We start from the raw sequence: 14800 nt of genomic DNA, 5'->3' as shown, positions 1-14800 counted from the left end.
GTTCAGGAGAGGGATAGCGAGATAATCATGAAAATGTCTGTTCAGGCTGGGAAATTTTTCCCGCTGATGAGTTACTTTCTCGGGACTTTATTGTTGTTATGTGGGTCTTTGACTTACGCCCAAGAGAATTCATCCGCACCATTGCTTAGCCCCGAACAGGCTTTTGCATTTACGGTTGAATCGACTGCACAGAATCAGGCACGTTTGCATTGGTCGATCCAGCCAAATTATTATCTCTATCAGCATAAGTTTGAAGTGCAGCAGGGCAATCAGCCCGTTGCACTGACTTTACCGAAAGCGGTAGAGCAGTACGATGAGAACTACGGTCACAGCCAAGTTTATTATCAACAAGTTGAATTTAGCATTCCCACTCAAGCTTCGCAGCATTATCGTGTCACTTGGCAGGGCTGCGCCAAAGACCGAATTTGTTATCCTCCACAAAATATTGAATTTCAGACCGATGCTGATGGTCTGGTCAGTGCTCAGAATGTCAGTGCAAACTCGCAAAAAAGCTTTTTAGATGCTGCGCGTTCATCCAACACTTTAAATGCTCAAATGGCAGCAAATGAAGAGGTTCAAGCGGAGCCAATTACAAAAACGACAAATTCAAATCATGCAGGTGTGATGGCACAAGACCAAAAATGGTCGAGCGCACTCGAACAGCATTCGCTGGCCTATAGCATTTTATTATTTTTAGGCTTAGGGATATTACTGGCATTTACGCCATGTTCCTTACCAATGTTACCGATTTTGACCTCATTGATTGTGCGTGATAATAAAGGGGTTAAAGCTTGGTCGATTGCACTCACGTTTGTGGTCAGTATGGCTTTGGTCTATGCCGTATTAGGTCTGATTGCTTCAGCGGCAGGATTGAATTTCCAGCGTTGGTTACAACAGCCCGCGACACTGATTGCATTTAGCTTATTGTTCGTGGTGTTTGCCCTCAATTTATTTGGTCTATTTGAGTTGAAATTGCCACAGAACTGGGTCAATCGACTGGATCAAATGCAGTCCAATCAAAAAGGCGGCACACTGGTGGGTGCAAGTGTCATGGGGATGATCTCTGCACTGTTGGTTGGGCCATGTATGACCGCACCTTTAGCAGGCGTATTACTTTTTATTTCACAAACACAGAGTCAATGGCAAGGCGGATTGTTGCTGTTTACACTTGGTTTTGGGATGGGCATACCATTGCTGTTGGCCAGTGTTTTGGGAGCAAAAGCCTTACCTAAAGCTGGCGAGTGGATGAATCAAATCAAGATCATTTTTGCCTTTTTAATGCTGGCTTTAAGCCTCTATTTTATTCGTCCATTATTGCCTGAATTAGCCCTACAAATTCTCAGCCTGATTTTAGGTTTAGCTTTCATTATTTATGCCGTGTATCGCTTGTTTGGACAAAAATCCAAACTACAATGGCTCTATGCAATATTGCTGATTTTAGCGATCCCAGCACTGGCCTTTAATCAATATCAGCATATTCAAAGTCTCAGTTCAATTCAGGCAGATAAGCTGGCCGAATGGCATGTGGCAAAAACAGCAGATGAATTTCAGCAGATTCTAGCCAATGCGCCCAAAGACCGTGGCATTGTGATTGATGTCTATGCGGATTGGTGTGTGGCTTGTCAGCCGATTGAGCATCGCATTCTAAAAGATGCAGAGGTACAACAGGCTTTATCGGGCTATTATTTAATCAAAATGGATTTAAGCCATTATGATGCGTCACACCAAGCATTGTTAGCACAGTGGGATATTTTAGGACCACCGACGTATTTGTTCTTAGACCAGCAACAACAAGAAATTCGCTCATTGCGTTTAACTGGCGCATTCCAAAAAGCTGAGCTATTACAACAACTCGCCTTATTTAAAGGAAAATAATAAATATGTATCAACTTTTTATTGGCAATAAAAATTATTCGACTTGGTCAATGCGGCCGTGGATCTTATTGAAACAAGCAGGTATTCCATTTCAGGAGCAGCTGATTCAGTTCGATAGCTTTGATGCAGATAGTCAATTCAAAACAGAAATTCTGAAACTGAATCCAACAGGGAAAGTACCTGCATTGGCTGATGGCGATCTGATTGTTTGGGACAGTCTGGCGATTGGTGAATATGTGGCAGAGCAGTATCCTGAAAAATTATTACTGCCTCAAGATCAAAAGTTACGGGCCAGAGCACGTTGTATCAGTGCGGAAATGCACAGTAGCTTTCAAAGCTTACGCAATCTATGCCCCATGAATGTTGAAGCTGATCTGACACATGTCGGTAAACAGCTTTGGGCAGAGCATGCGCAATTGCGTGCTGATGTTGCTCGAATTGATCAGATTTGGTCAGAACGTCCGAGTGAAGACAGTTTTTTATGTGGTGAATCTAGTATTGCGGATGCGTTCTATGCACCCGTGGTGATGCGTTTTGAATGCTATCAACTTCCACTTTCTGATTCCAGTCAGGCCTATATGCAGAACATCTTGGCTTTGCCTTCAGTACAGCAATGGATTGCCGAGGCTAAACAGGAACAAATGTTTGTAGATTTTGATGAGCCTTATCGCCAGCATCGTGAAGAGTTTTTGAAAGGCTAATCAAGGTTACAATGAAGGCAGATTGTGCCTTCATTGTTTTAACTCGCGGTAAGCTCAGTAAAAATTTTAACCTGATTACGTCCAGCAGCTTTGACCGCATACAGTGCCTGATCTGCTTGGCTAATGATGAGATGCGGTTCATCGGCACTGAGTGAGCTACTGATCCCAAAACTGGCACTCACTACAAACTCTTGCTTATCTTCGCTAATAAACTGTAGTTGTGATACCGCAAGGCGGCAGCGTTCAGCGACATTCCTTGCTTGTACTGTGGTGGTGTTGGGAAGTAATAAAATAAATTCTTCACCGCCAAAACGACCAATAACATCTTGATCACGTAAATTTTTTGCCAAGCATTTAGCCACAGTAACCAACACCTGATCGCCCATGCTATGCCCAAAATGATCATTAATACTTTTAAAATGATCGAGATCAAGCAAAACAATCGAATAGAGCGGATCTGGTTGTTGATGTAACTTTTCTAAGTAACTGCCAATACTGCGTCGATTCAGTACATTGGTCAGTGGGTCCAGTCGACTCAGGATTTGAATGGTCATCTCCCGAGTCCGCCATTGGGTCAGCAGAATTTCAAACAGAAATAAACAGGCCAACATGATCGGCAATAAGAAAAACATCATACTGCCAACCCAAAATGGGTGCATCGACACTTGATTTAGTCGCTGCATATTAAACAATGGTGCATAACTCAGTACTCCAACCATACTGAGGTAGTTGCATAGCAATAAGGCAAGTGTTGCAGGAATGAGTGCGCAGTACACCATCCTACGGTCAAACAGCACCAAACCTACACCGACTACACTGACGTAGCCCACCATAGTGGCAGGACTGAAACTTCCAACCAAATAGCTGTTATGACACAGCATTGCAGTAAAAACCTGGACGCTCAGAATAGGCAAAATACTTTGTGCCCAAAGCTGTTCTCTAAATAGGTGACAAGGGATAATCAGCAATGATAAAACGACCAGCATAATCAGACTGGTCCATAATTGTGAACGTACCAGATTCAAATGTACCCACTCATTGTACTGTGGGTTGATTAAGACAAAAATATCCCAGCTGATCCAAAACAGATTCATAAATGCTGCAAGTATCAGCAATAAAATACTTTTTTTGAGTATGGTCCAATTGACGACAATGTGATGTTCCCAAGAAAGCCTAAAGCCCCATCTTGTTGTGTCAGTTGACCTATTAAAACGAATCTTCACCATTGGCATGCATCCTTTTATGCAATGAGATTCCTAGGAACTGTATATCTGTCGTCAAAATATTGAAGAACGACAATTAAAATAACAATAGCATCTTTAGAATGAGAAAAAAGTCTAGCTCTGGGCTTTTTAGTGCAAAACAGGACGGGAAAAATTCTTTGAAAAATCAGCTCTTATCTGAATATCCAATCAGTTTTATTTTATGATGACAAAAGTGAATTAACAATGACAATGGTCAGACATAGCTGACCATTTTTTACACGATTGTAAAGAGGTTAGTCGCGATCGAGCGCATGCGCAAATTCAGCAATATCTGCCAAGGCTTGTTTGGCTTCAGGGAACCACGCATTAAACATTTGGAAGTTATGCCACATGCCGGTATACAGTTTGAACTGAACTTTGACATCAGCCTGTTCTGCTTTTTCTCTAAAGCGCTTAGAGTCATCGAGTAAAATTTCTTTCGAACCGACTTGCACCAAAGTTGGTGGTAATCCTTTTAAATCATCAAATAGCGGTGACACACGCGGATCATCGGCTTGAATATTCTCGGTAAGATAATGATTGATACCTGCCTGTAAGGCTTCAATAGATAATAACGCATCATGTTTTTGGTTAAAGCGTAGCGATTCACTGGTCAAGGTGAGGTCGAGATAAGGCGACATCAATATCAAGCCACTTGGCATAAACTCTGGCTGCTGTTTGAGACGTAAACACAAGGCCAAAGCAAGGTTTGCACCACAGGAGTCTCCAGAAATAATAATATCTTTGGGTTTAATGCCTTGAACCAATAAGGCTTGATAGACATCGAAAATCGCATCGAGTGCTTCAGGGAAAGGGTGTTCTGGGGCAAGTGGATAATCGACATGAATGACTTGCATTTGAGTGCGTGCTGCAATATCAGTCATCAAGGCACGATGGGTATTTAAACTCCCCAAGAAAAAAGCACCACCGTGAATGTGGAAAATCAACTGCGTGGCAGCAGCTTGAGCTTTGATTTCTTCACCGCGCACACCTGCTAGACGTATTGGGCGAACTTGTACTGTTGAATCTTGAGGAAAGAGACGACACAGTTGATCGAGCAAGGGGCGTAATGCATTGGGAGCCAAATTGAACTGACTGGGTGTTCGAATCGTCGCTTTAAGTAAGGATTCAGTAAAATAATATTTCCAAACAGTAGCAAATTTCATAATTTTTCCATATTGTTAGATCAGTATAGCAATAAGAAAGTTCTTGAAAATAAGCTATGTCGAAGCACGACGATAAAATCTGAAAAAATGTGCACTACGACACTCTTACTCAGGTTATACCAAATAGTCATAATCAAGAATTGCAATATTGATTGAAGTTCTCAATACTTTCAGTTTGAAAGACCCCTTAAGGATATTACAAAAATGAAGAAAATTGCTTTAGCATTTGGATTGCTCGGTTTGACAACTTTTGCCAATGCAGCGGATGCGCTGAATGGCAGTGTTTGGCAGACGATTGATGATGAAACAAAACAGCCAAAGGCGATCGTGAAATTCACGGAGCAAAAGGATGGAACGCTAACGGCGTCAATTCAAAAATATTTAGTGGCAGGTCAGGAAAATGCTTGCTCTAAATGTGAAGGAACTTATCATAACAAACCACTTAAAGGCGTGACCATTGTGAATGGCCTGAAAAATGTCGGTGGTGTGAATTACGATGGTGGTTCAATTATCGATCCTAAAAATGGTAAAACCTATAAATTGAAAGCTGAAATTATCGAAGGTGGTAAAAAGCTGAAATTACGTGGCTATATCGGTGTAGCTGCTTTAGGTCGTAATCAAACTTGGATTCGTACCAACTAAGCCAGATTTAAAAAACAAAAACCGAGTCTCACGACTCGGTTTTTTTGTAACTACCTACTCATCTAGAGCATTTAAGCCGATAAAGCATGATAGGTGGCCTCATCAAAGCCAATCACAAAACCTTGTGGGGTTTGCAGCACAGGACGCTTAATCAGGCTTGGCTGCGCGATCAGGGCTTCAATCAGGTTCTGTTCATTGCTGGTCGCGTGTGTTTGCTCATCCTCGCTTAATTTGCGCCATGTGGTGCCTTTTTTATTCAATACTTTGTCTGCACCAATCTCTTTTAACCAGATTGCTAAAGTATCTGCATCAATGCCTTGTTTTTTATAATCATGAAATTCGTAATTGATACCTTTGGCTTGTAATGCATCAAAGGCTTTTTTCATCGAATTACAATTTTTAATGCCGTAAATTTTAAACATACCGAAACCCATAAAAAGAATAAAAGATATGGGCCAAAGCCTAACGCAAAAGAAGGGCACTGTACCAGTTGAAATTTTTTATAAAGTTGATCGCTAGAATATGTGAAGCAGAAATTAAATGGTGAAAATGATCATGCGATTCGAGCAAAAGACAAAGCTAAGAAAGAAAATCTAAGATCTAGAAAAGAGAAAACCCGCATATAATCTTCCTGATTATGCGGGTCTCATTTCAACGTCCAATGTCTCATCCTTGCAAATAAACTTAATCTAAGTTTATTTTATCTTCCTACGGCGTCCTATCCCTTTTTGGTCATCCTGACCGCTTCCCTGTGCCGTGAAGCTATAATGCCGTTCTAGAAGTGAAATAAAAATATACAAAAGCGACAAGTTATGTAAGCTAAAGAAGCGGGCAAAGTGAACAAGTGTTCACTTATTCGTGTATTTTATAGTCGATAATGACCGGCGCATGGTCACTAAACCATTGTTCTTTATAGACCCATGCATTTGTTGTACGTGCTTTCCAGTCTGGAGAGCAAGCGTGGTAGTCAATACGCCACCCAACATTTTTTGCACGCGCTTGACCGCGATTTGACCACCATGAATACAATTCTGCTTCAGGGCGAACTTCGCGGAATGTATCCACATAACCTAACTCATCATACATATGATCGAGCCAAGCACGTTCATGTGGCAATACCCCAGAAGATTTCTGGTTACCGGACCAGTTTTTAATATCGATGCGTTTATGCACGATATTGTAATCCCCACAGACAATGATTGATTTATTTTCATCTCGCCACTGTTTTAGTATTTTGGCGTATTCTTGTAAAAACACGTCTTTGCGTGCTTGCGCTTCGTCACCGCTAGATCCTGATGGCAAGTATAACGAGGCAATATGAACAGTTTGTGACAGTCCTAAATCAAATTCAGCGGTGATAAAACGGCCCTGAGAATCAGCTAATTCAAAGCCTAAACCATCTTTAACTGAAACGAATGGCAGACGGCTATAGATCGCCGTACCTGCATAACCTGCGCGTTCAGCAGGGAATAGGTGGGTATACCAGCCTTCGGGCTTAAATTTATCGGTCCATTGTTCATGCGTGATGCGACTTTCTTGCATACAAACCACATCAGCACCCGACTGTTCTAGCCATTCGAGTAGACCTTTGGTGACTGATGAACGCAAGCCATTTACGTTGATTGAAACGACTCGAAGAATTTTTACATCACTTGGATAGCTATCCTTTGGTATCATACGTCTGTTTAACCTCAATTGAAGAATTTGGAGCACTTTATATGACAACGCCTGTGTCATTTCATCCGCAAGCTTTTATCGAACTCGCATTATCACGTGGAGTGCTTAAATTTGGTGAGTTTACCTTAAAATCAGGCCGTGTCAGTCCTTATTTCTTTAACGCGGGTTTGTTAAACGATGGTGAAGCACTGTCTTTGTTAGCGCAAGGCTATGCCGATAAACTGGTACAGTGTGACAATGTCGGTGTGATTTTTGGCCCAGCTTACAAAGGAATTCCTTTTGTAGCAGCAACAGCAGTGGCGTTGTCTCAAGTTCATGGCAAAAGCGTACCTTGGGGCTTTAACCGTAAAGAAGCCAAAGATCATGGTGAAGGCGGTGTTTTGGTGGGTGCATCGGTTACAGGTCAAAAAGTCTGGATCATTGATGATGTGATCACTGCGGGGACTGCGATTCGTGAAGTTGTGACTATCTTAAAAAATGCAGGTGCTGAAATTGCAGGTGTGTTGGTTGCATTAGACCGTCAAGAACGTGGTCAAGGAGAGCTTTCTGCGATTCAGGAAGTGCAAAAAGAATTAGAAATTCCTGTGCATGCATTGATTACCATGAAAGATTTGATGGATTATCTGGATGCAAAAGGTGAAAAAGATGCTTTAGCCAATATGCAGGCATATCGTGAAAAATATGGCATCTAAGTTTTAGATGTAAAAGAAAAGGAAGCGAAGGCTTCCTTTTTTATTCCTTGGTTTTGAGCGGGAAAATACGATTCCTCTTTCTTGTTTAAAGAAACTGTATTTTGTAGTTGAGCACTATTTTCATGATAAACGGGTAATGAGATTAGAATAAGTTAGCTCACTCGCTTCCCAAAACTTCATAAGCTTTAATCGATATCTTTCTAATTTCTTGATGATTGGAGGGAAACTTCATGCTCAGTAGATTTTCCTCCAAAGATAATGCCAATATTTTTCTTCTGCATATCTATATTTTATTGGGTATTTGCATAATTTTCGGCCTAAAAACGAAACCTTAATTTACCTCTTAACTATTTAATATCATTATTAATATTTGTGTCGCTTGCCTAAACTCATTTCTATGTGAACGAAAGAAAGAAGCCACCATAACCCTATTTAGATTTGTCTCTAGGTTATTTCTCAAAAATATTTTGATAAAGAATGATATACGCTGAATTATCAGGAGACTTTCCCTTGGGAGATTCTAGGCAGCCAACTTATAAAAGTCTTCGGCCATTTGATTTGGTGTCTTAAAACCCAAACCCTTTTGAATTCTTCGATGATTATAAAATAACTCAATGTATTTTATAATATCTGCTTTGGCTTCTTCTCTAGTTTGATAGTTGTAATGATGAACTAACTCATTTTTCAATATTCCCCAAAAGCTTTCAATCGGTGCATTATCGTAACAGTCTCCGCGCTTGCTCATTGAACCTTGAAAACCATATTGCTCAAGTATATTTCGATATTCATGGCTGCAATATTGACTTCCTCTGTCTGAATGCACAATCAGTTCTTTGGTTGGTTTTTGATTGTGAATAGCCATATTTAGCGCATTACAAACAAGCTGTGTTGTCATGCGCTCATTTAAGCTATAGCCAACCACTTGCTTCGTGTAAAGGTCTTTTACCGCTGCTAAATACAGCCATCCTTCAACAGTCCATATGTACGTAATATCACTTGACCATGCTTGATTTGGTCTAGTCATTGAGAATTGTTGCTCCAGCAGGTTTTCATAGATCGCTCGATTATGGTCACTATTCGTAGTCCTTTTAAAACGCTTGTGTCGCTTACAATACAGGTGGTTCAGCGCTTTTATCTGACGTACAGCGTACATACTCATTTTTATACCCTGAGCTTGTAAGTATTTGGTTAATCGAATATAACCATAGCTCTGCCTTGTCTCCTCATGGGCTATTTTCACCAATATCGTCTGTTGATTTCGTTGAATCGTTCTTTTGCTCACGCCTCTCTTGAGCCAATCATAAAAACATGAAACTGAAACATGAAGTAATCGAGCCATTAAGGTAATTGGAAAAGAATATCTTTTTTGTTTCATATAGGCGTACCTTACTGACTTTCTTTGGCAAAGTACGCTGCTGCCTTTTTTAAAAATTCACGTTCCATTTCAGCTATTTTGAGCTGTTGTTTGAGTTTTTTATTTTCTTCGAGTAGAGCGTTTAGATCAGGTGAATACTGTTTTGTACCTGCTAAAGTTCCAGCCTTTGCTTTGGTATTCCAATTTGAAAGAGTTTGCATTGAAATGCTAAGTTGTCTAGCTGTTTCCGAGACATTGCCTTGATTGGCTTCAATTAATTTGATGGCTTCAGCTTTAAATTCTGTGGTGTAAGTCTTGTGTTTCTTGCTCATGGTAAACTCCTGATGAGTGTGTTTAGTTTACCAAGTTAAAACCTCCTGTTTTTTCAGCACACATCAGAATTAGAAATATTGAGATTATTCTAAAGACTCAAATTAGCTTGGACCCAAAGGTATTTTTTATTTTGTTTTCAGATTGATCCTAATTACAGTTAGAGAAAAGAGGTATGAAGAACAAGATGGAATCAGAGAGTTCGATTCTGAAAATTATAAGAGGGTCTTTAACATCTCTGAGAGAGTATCAGCTTATCTCTGAATGGCTTGATTCACGATTTCATCACTCTCTAGGTATCACTGCCTTTTTGGATCAGACACGAACTATTGATACACAATGGCAATTGTTGCGGTTATATGATTCAAATGAGGCAAATGCTCTGTTGGGTGTTGCTGTAGTCTTGGCTGGCGGCGCTTGCTTTTGGTTACCCGAGCAGAATTACTCCGCTGGATTACTCTGTGCAGAGATTTTAAAACTTCAGCCTCGTCGAATTGTTACGACCTCTTTTGGCCGTGATGTGTTGCGTTCTTCTATCGGACATCAAGTGTGCATAGTGCGCGAGTACGATCAATCGATTATGGTCTGTACGCGTCATTTCCCAAAAGCAAACGGACGTCTAGCAATTGCATCAGATATTCCTCGCCTTATTGAATATCAGCGTTTATACAATCAAGAACGTTCAGTTGATGAAGTATCTGATTGGGATGTACTTATTCAGCAAGCTAAGGTTGTTGTGCTTGAAGTTGATGGACAAATTGTTTCTGTTGTTCGATTCGGGATTGAAACTCATCGTTTAGTCAGTATAGGTGGAACTTACACCTTTCCTGCATACCGTCGGCAGGGCTATGCTGAGCAAGTACTGGCATTTGCCGTCAATCAAATCGTTGAGAGTAGGAGTATCGCACATTTGATTGTTGATATGGATAATGACCCTGCAATAGAACTCTACCGCCAAATGGGCTTTGAATGTGTTGGCTCCTCTTATGTTGGTTATTTGGAGTATTCATAAAGAGCTAAACATTCTGATCCAACATCGCAGGCATCAAGATTTCTTTGACGCAACTTGCCTTACTGGTTGAAATAATAAAATGAATTGCTTGAATCACATCGGTCAAGGGAATGAGCGAATATTTAGTTTGTTCTAAAATGTCTTGAACAGGTTTGTTAATCTCATATTCACTGGCAAGGTAGCCTAAGTTCAATACACTCACACCAATCAAGTGTTCTCGTAAAATCTCTCGTAGTGATTGCGCTATGCCTCTTAGGGCAAATTTGGTTGTGGAGAACACAAGTTCTTTACCGTTATGGTTATCAACACCCCAAGTCGAACCGATCAGAATAATTTTGGCGTTGTTGGAGAGTTTGAGATTTTCAATGAGAGATTGAATCGACAGGATACAGGTGCTGATATTGGTATGAATGATTTGGTTGATTTCAGCAGCAGAAATATTTTCAAAATTATAGTTGTCGCTAAATGCCTGTTGTTCCCAGATGCCCACGTTGTAAATCAGTACATCAATTTGTTGCTGTCCAATTGCTGTTTTTACATCGCTTACAGCCGACTCTGGCTTAGATAGATCGGTACAAATCCAGTTTAAATTCAGAATTTCTTGTGGTTGGGTGCGAGATACGCCATAGATCGTATTTGTTGGCTTTGCTACAGCTTGAACAATTGCTTTCCCGAGTCCTTTACTGACGCCGTATATGAGAAATGTTTTATTCAAGTTATCCATCAATCTCTCCGTATTTTTAGATTAAGGGACAACTATAAAAGCTTAAGTTGGCTTGAGGTCAAGAGCTAAGTTTGGGATATAAGAAAAATATCTGAAGATTGCTTGTTTAATTTATTTGATTGCTTCTGGTAGAAAATGGGTTATAAAATAAAAATTACTAGCAAGCCGTTCTAGTGCAATGAACTCCAGAACGGCTTGCTGTTAGGCTTAAGTATTTAATGTTATTTCAGTTTAAGTGCTTCCAAGGAAATTTCTGCTGGTAAGTTTCCTTTACTCTTTAACTCAGTTAATATTTTTAAAGCTTCTTTTTTATTTTTAACAAATCCATTTTCACCATGTAAATAATTAATAGCTAACATGAATTTAGCTAAGTCATTTCCATGTGAAGAGGCCTGCGCTAATAAATTATTCGCTTTTTTAATGTTTTTTTCGACACAAATTCCATTTCTATATAAAGTAGATAGGTTGTATAAGGCATGCTTATTTTGATCTTGGGCAGCCATTTTAAACATTGCTAAAGCTGAGCAATAGTTTATAGATGTATGTATTCCATAAAAATAGAAAAAACCGAGAGTGTTCTGGGCATCACTATTTCCTTCATTTGAAGCTTTGACATAGTAATTAATAACAGCTTTGTTTATCTTCTCTTGTTTAATTTTTTCTTGGTTTAAAAAGTAAAGTTGTGTAATTGAGTTAACATCATCAATACTCAATCTAATATTAGATAAGGGGATTGGATCATTTAATTTAACAAGTAAGTCTTGGTCCCATTGCTCTCTTTTTTCCCAAGGGAAATTTATTTCATAGAAGTTGATAAAGATATTGCCTATACCTAAAGGGCCAAGTAATAAGCAAACAAGAGCATAAGAGTATATGAGTTTTTTTAGACTCATGAAGTTTGATGCAATTAAATTTCTGTCAATATTATTCATTATTGCTAATGACATAAATATTATAGATAAGTTGAATAGGAATAGTGCAATCCATCTAATATAGTCAAATGCTATTAGTGTTAGAGCTAATGGAGATGCTGAAAAAAATAATATGAGAATGAACGTTTTTTTGTCTGTACATTTTTTAATAAATAAAAGAATAGGAGAGCAAAATAGGAATGTAAAAAATATTTTTAAATATGCTTTAGTTTCAAAGAAAGTTTGATAGTTTGTTACGAAATTTTCTTTCAAAGTCAGTAACGATGTACTGACAGCATAAGATTGAAAGTGGTCGTAATACATAAAAGTTTTAATGATAGAGTTAACTTGAAATGGAGACATCTTTCCATAGATCACTACTGCTATCAATAGTATAATAGACTCTATTCCAATTAGGACGATGTGGCTTATTTTTCTATATTTCTGATAATATATAAATGCCAAAGTTGGAACAAAAAATATTAGCATCGCTTCATGCGTCAATGCCATTATTGGCAATGATAATAATATAAAAGCTAGAACAATAGAGCTTTTTGTATTTTTTAATATGAGTAAAATAGATGTGAGTAGAATAATTTGACCGACATGATCAAAACGAGATAACTCTCTTACCCACTGGGGGGTTAGGAAGGATAAACTAAAAACACATAGCGAAAAAGTGATAACATATTTATTTTCAAGTTCTAATTTTTTGAAAAAAACAAATGTAATTCTTGCAAAAAGATAGAATAATGCAATTAATAAAAGAATGGATACTAGACGAACATGTCTATAAGTTGGATCCACTCCTAGTATGCTTAATATTTCACCGGGTAAAGCTCTTCTGACAAAGCCATAGTCATAGCTAAATACCCATTGTGAATATAAATAGTCATGCAATCTTATTGTAAAATCAAAAGAATATATATTGCTGTGAATAAATAGAATTACAATAAGGGTTAATAAAGAATATAAAATAAATTTGATATGTTCTTTATTACTTTTAATGAACATGTTCATAAATGCGCTACTAAAAATTAATTATGAAATGACTATTAGTTAACTAACACTGGAAGGGTAAACAAGAATTAAATTAGTGACTCAATTAACATTTACCAGTTATATAGTCACAACTTAATATTCGATTTACAGCGCGCTAGCTAAATAAGCAACAAAAATACCGACAACGACACCCGCCAAGATCTCAATCTTTGTGTGTCCCATGCGTTCTCGTAATTGCTGATACTCAGGTGTATCTTTAGCTAGACGATTAATCACTACCGCATGTTTACCAATAGCTTGTCTTAAACTGTTTGCATCTAATAGCACAATAAATGAGAGCGTAAGCGCAACCCCAAAAGCAGGTGTATCAATCCCTTCCTTAAAGGCAATAAGCGCGGCCATACTACTTACAATGGCACTATGATTACTCGGTAATCCACCATAGCCAATTAATCCAAAGGCCAATTTCTTGGCCTTAATTGAATTAATAAGAAACTTCAGACAGCCCGCAACGAGCCAAGCTAGAAATGGGGTAATAAGGTAAATATAATACGTCACAAAACAATCCAAAATAAAACTAAGCTGGTAATAATGTCCAAATACAACATGCAACCCATAAAACAACGGTTAATAAGATTTGCCAGTCCTGAGCGATCACGTCAGTTGGAGATTCTCCGCCTTTTAATGTTTCAACAATAAACCAGTAACGGAATAAGCCAAACATAACAAATGGGATAGTGATAATCAGTTGTGGCTGCACTTCCATCGTGTACAAGCTATAAAAAACAATGGCTGTAACTGCAGAGATACCGGCAAATCGGTCAATCAAGCTTACTGAATAGTGTTCAAGTACACCACGTCCTTGTGAGCCACTTTGTATCAGTTCCTGACGACGTTTAATTGAGGCTAGATAAAGTGAAATACTTAATGTGGTAATAAACATCCAGTGAGATACTGGCACGGCCAAGGCGACAGCACCGGCATATACACGTAAAACAAAACCAAAGGCGACAATGAAAATTTCAATCACTGGTTCATGTTTCAGTTTAAAGGTGTAGGCCCAATTCAGCAGTAAATATACGACGATCACGTAGATTACCTTGGGTGCAACTAACCAAGCGAACCCTAAAGCAATATAAATCAACGTTAATAAAATAATTGCACTTTGGGGGCTTACTTGACCTGAAGCTAAAGGGCGTTTCAATGCCTTTTCAGGATGTGCCCTATCTTTATCTATATCTTTTAAGTCATTAACAATATAGACCGCTGAGGCTGCTAGACAAAATAAAAATGCCGCAAATAATACGGAATAAATGGATCCTAAATTTAGGAATTCGCCTGCAAAGATCAGAGGTGCGAAAACAAAGCTATTCTTAAGCCATTGTTTAGGTCTTATTAGTTTTATCAGTCCTGGGATTTCCGCTAGAAAAGACCGATTTTCTGCTATATCATACATTTTTTTTCAGCGCT

14 protein-coding genes are annotated in these 14800 nt (G+C 38.8%); 5 read left to right on the top strand and 9 right to left on the bottom strand.

The features are described from left to right. Positions 1–27 precede the first annotated feature (27 nt). Positions 28–1875 (top strand): protein-disulfide reductase DsbD, encoded by a 1848-nt coding sequence (gene dsbD, locus F909_RS13160; RefSeq protein WP_005147730.1) that lies wholly within the window; start codon positions 28–30, stop codon positions 1873–1875. A 5-nt stretch (positions 1876–1880) separates the two neighbouring features. Continuing rightward, the gene (locus tag F909_RS13165) at positions 1881–2576 is read left to right on the top strand and encodes a glutathione S-transferase family protein (protein ID WP_005147726.1); all 696 of its coding nucleotides are present in this window, start codon (positions 1881–1883) and stop codon (positions 2574–2576) included. A 38-nt stretch (positions 2577–2614) separates the two neighbouring features. Here the strand turns inward: F909_RS13165 and F909_RS13170 are convergent, their stop codons facing one another. Both F909_RS13170 and F909_RS13175 read right to left on the bottom strand, forming a co-directional pair. Next, positions 2615–3802, bottom strand: a complete 1188-nt coding sequence (locus F909_RS13170) for a GGDEF domain-containing protein (RefSeq protein WP_005147724.1) — start codon at positions 3800–3802, stop codon at positions 2615–2617. A gap of 272 nt (positions 3803–4074) precedes the next feature. Next, on the bottom strand, positions 4075–4986 hold the full coding sequence (locus tag F909_RS13175; protein ID WP_005147723.1) for an alpha/beta hydrolase: 912 nt from the start codon (positions 4984–4986) through the stop codon (positions 4075–4077). Between the two features lie 204 nt (positions 4987–5190). Here F909_RS13175 and F909_RS13180 point away from each other — a divergent pair, with 204 nt between their 5' ends. Then, positions 5191–5628: a DUF2147 domain-containing protein gene (locus F909_RS13180; protein WP_005147721.1), complete on the top strand. Its 438-nt coding sequence runs from the start codon at positions 5191–5193 to the stop codon at positions 5626–5628. Between the two features lie 71 nt (positions 5629–5699). On the opposite strand, the gene F909_RS13185 is transcribed toward F909_RS13180, so the two are convergent. After that, positions 5700–6050 (bottom strand): arsenate reductase, encoded by a 351-nt coding sequence (locus F909_RS13185; RefSeq protein ID WP_032877723.1) that lies wholly within the window; start codon positions 6048–6050, stop codon positions 5700–5702. 430 nt (positions 6051–6480) lie between these two features. Beyond that, positions 6481–7305 (bottom strand): exodeoxyribonuclease III, encoded by an 825-nt coding sequence (locus F909_RS13190; protein WP_004657129.1) that lies wholly within the window; start codon positions 7303–7305, stop codon positions 6481–6483. A 41-nt stretch (positions 7306–7346) separates the two neighbouring features. Between F909_RS13190 and pyrE the strand changes: the two genes are divergently transcribed. After that, entirely contained in the window at positions 7347–7997 is a 651-nt protein-coding gene (gene pyrE, locus F909_RS13195) for an orotate phosphoribosyltransferase (RefSeq protein ID WP_005147704.1), read from the top strand. Between the two features lie 520 nt (positions 7998–8517). Here the strand turns inward: pyrE and F909_RS13200 are convergent. Continuing rightward, positions 8518–9683 (bottom strand): IS3-like element ISAba22 family transposase gene (locus F909_RS13200; RefSeq protein WP_085940844.1). Its coding sequence is split into 2 segments (ribosomal slippage): positions 8518–9425 and positions 9425–9683, totalling 1167 coding nucleotides; the frame shifts between segments, so codons are not numbered across the junction. 173 nt (positions 9684–9856) lie between these two features. Between F909_RS13200 and F909_RS13210 the strand changes: the two genes are divergently transcribed. Then, on the top strand, positions 9857–10693 hold the full coding sequence (locus tag F909_RS13210) for a GNAT family N-acetyltransferase (protein ID WP_005147701.1): 837 nt from the start codon (positions 9857–9859) through the stop codon (positions 10691–10693). A 4-nt stretch (positions 10694–10697) separates the two neighbouring features. On the opposite strand, the gene F909_RS13215 is transcribed toward F909_RS13210, so the two are convergent. The 4 genes from F909_RS13215 to F909_RS13230 all read right to left on the bottom strand — a co-directional run bounded on the left by F909_RS13215 (position 10698) and on the right by F909_RS13230 (position 14786). Beyond that, the gene (locus F909_RS13215; RefSeq protein WP_005147699.1) at positions 10698–11417 is read right to left on the bottom strand and encodes an SDR family oxidoreductase; all 720 of its coding nucleotides are present in this window, start codon (positions 11415–11417) and stop codon (positions 10698–10700) included. Between the two features lie 221 nt (positions 11418–11638). After that, the gene (locus tag F909_RS13220) at positions 11639–13348 is read right to left on the bottom strand and encodes a tetratricopeptide repeat protein (RefSeq protein ID WP_005147697.1); all 1710 of its coding nucleotides are present in this window, start codon (positions 13346–13348) and stop codon (positions 11639–11641) included. A gap of 126 nt (positions 13349–13474) precedes the next feature. Next, positions 13475–13888: a divergent PAP2 family protein gene (locus tag F909_RS13225; RefSeq protein WP_005147692.1), complete on the bottom strand. Its 414-nt coding sequence runs from the start codon at positions 13886–13888 to the stop codon at positions 13475–13477. 19 nt (positions 13889–13907) lie between these two features. After that, complete coding sequence (locus F909_RS13230; RefSeq protein WP_005147690.1) at positions 13908–14786, bottom strand: decaprenyl-phosphate phosphoribosyltransferase; 879 nt, start codon at positions 14784–14786, stop codon at positions 13908–13910. Positions 14787–14800: the final 14 nt, after the last annotated feature.

The sequence above is a fragment of the Acinetobacter sp. ANC 3929 genome, assembly GCF_000369405.1.
Lineage (GTDB): Bacteria > Pseudomonadota > Gammaproteobacteria > Pseudomonadales > Moraxellaceae > Acinetobacter.
The sequence above is the reverse complement of the archived record's forward strand: the minus strand, read 5'-3'. Positions and strand labels throughout refer to the sequence as shown.

What these genes read in the sequence shown, in the direction of transcription:
- dsbD (WP_005147730.1), top strand. Translation starts at nt 28, where the DNA reads ATGAAAATGTCTGTTCAGGCTGGGAAATTTTTCCCGCTGATGAGTTAC.
- F909_RS13180 (WP_005147721.1), top strand. Translation starts at nt 5,191, where the DNA reads ATGAAGAAAATTGCTTTAGCATTTGGATTGCTCGGTTTGACAACTTTT.
- F909_RS13220 (WP_005147697.1), bottom strand. Translation starts at nt 13,348, where the DNA reads ATGAACATGTTCATTAAAAGTAATAAAGAACATATCAAATTTATTTTA.
- F909_RS13170 (WP_005147724.1), bottom strand. Translation starts at nt 3,802, where the DNA reads ATGGTGAAGATTCGTTTTAATAGGTCAACTGACACAACAAGATGGGGC.
- F909_RS13165 (WP_005147726.1), top strand. Translation starts at nt 1,881, where the DNA reads ATGTATCAACTTTTTATTGGCAATAAAAATTATTCGACTTGGTCAATG.
- F909_RS13230 (WP_005147690.1), bottom strand. Translation starts at nt 14,786, where the DNA reads ATGTATGATATAGCAGAAAATCGGTCTTTTCTAGCGGAAATCCCAGGA.
- F909_RS13185 (WP_032877723.1), bottom strand. Translation starts at nt 6,050, where the DNA reads ATGTTTAAAATTTACGGCATTAAAAATTGTAATTCGATGAAAAAAGCC.
- F909_RS13175 (WP_005147723.1), bottom strand. Translation starts at nt 4,986, where the DNA reads ATGAAATTTGCTACTGTTTGGAAATATTATTTTACTGAATCCTTACTT.
- pyrE (WP_005147704.1), top strand. Translation starts at nt 7,347, where the DNA reads ATGACAACGCCTGTGTCATTTCATCCGCAAGCTTTTATCGAACTCGCA.
- F909_RS13210 (WP_005147701.1), top strand. Translation starts at nt 9,857, where the DNA reads ATGAAGAACAAGATGGAATCAGAGAGTTCGATTCTGAAAATTATAAGA.
- F909_RS13215 (WP_005147699.1), bottom strand. Translation starts at nt 11,417, where the DNA reads ATGGATAACTTGAATAAAACATTTCTCATATACGGCGTCAGTAAAGGA.
- F909_RS13190 (WP_004657129.1), bottom strand. Translation starts at nt 7,305, where the DNA reads ATGATACCAAAGGATAGCTATCCAAGTGATGTAAAAATTCTTCGAGTC.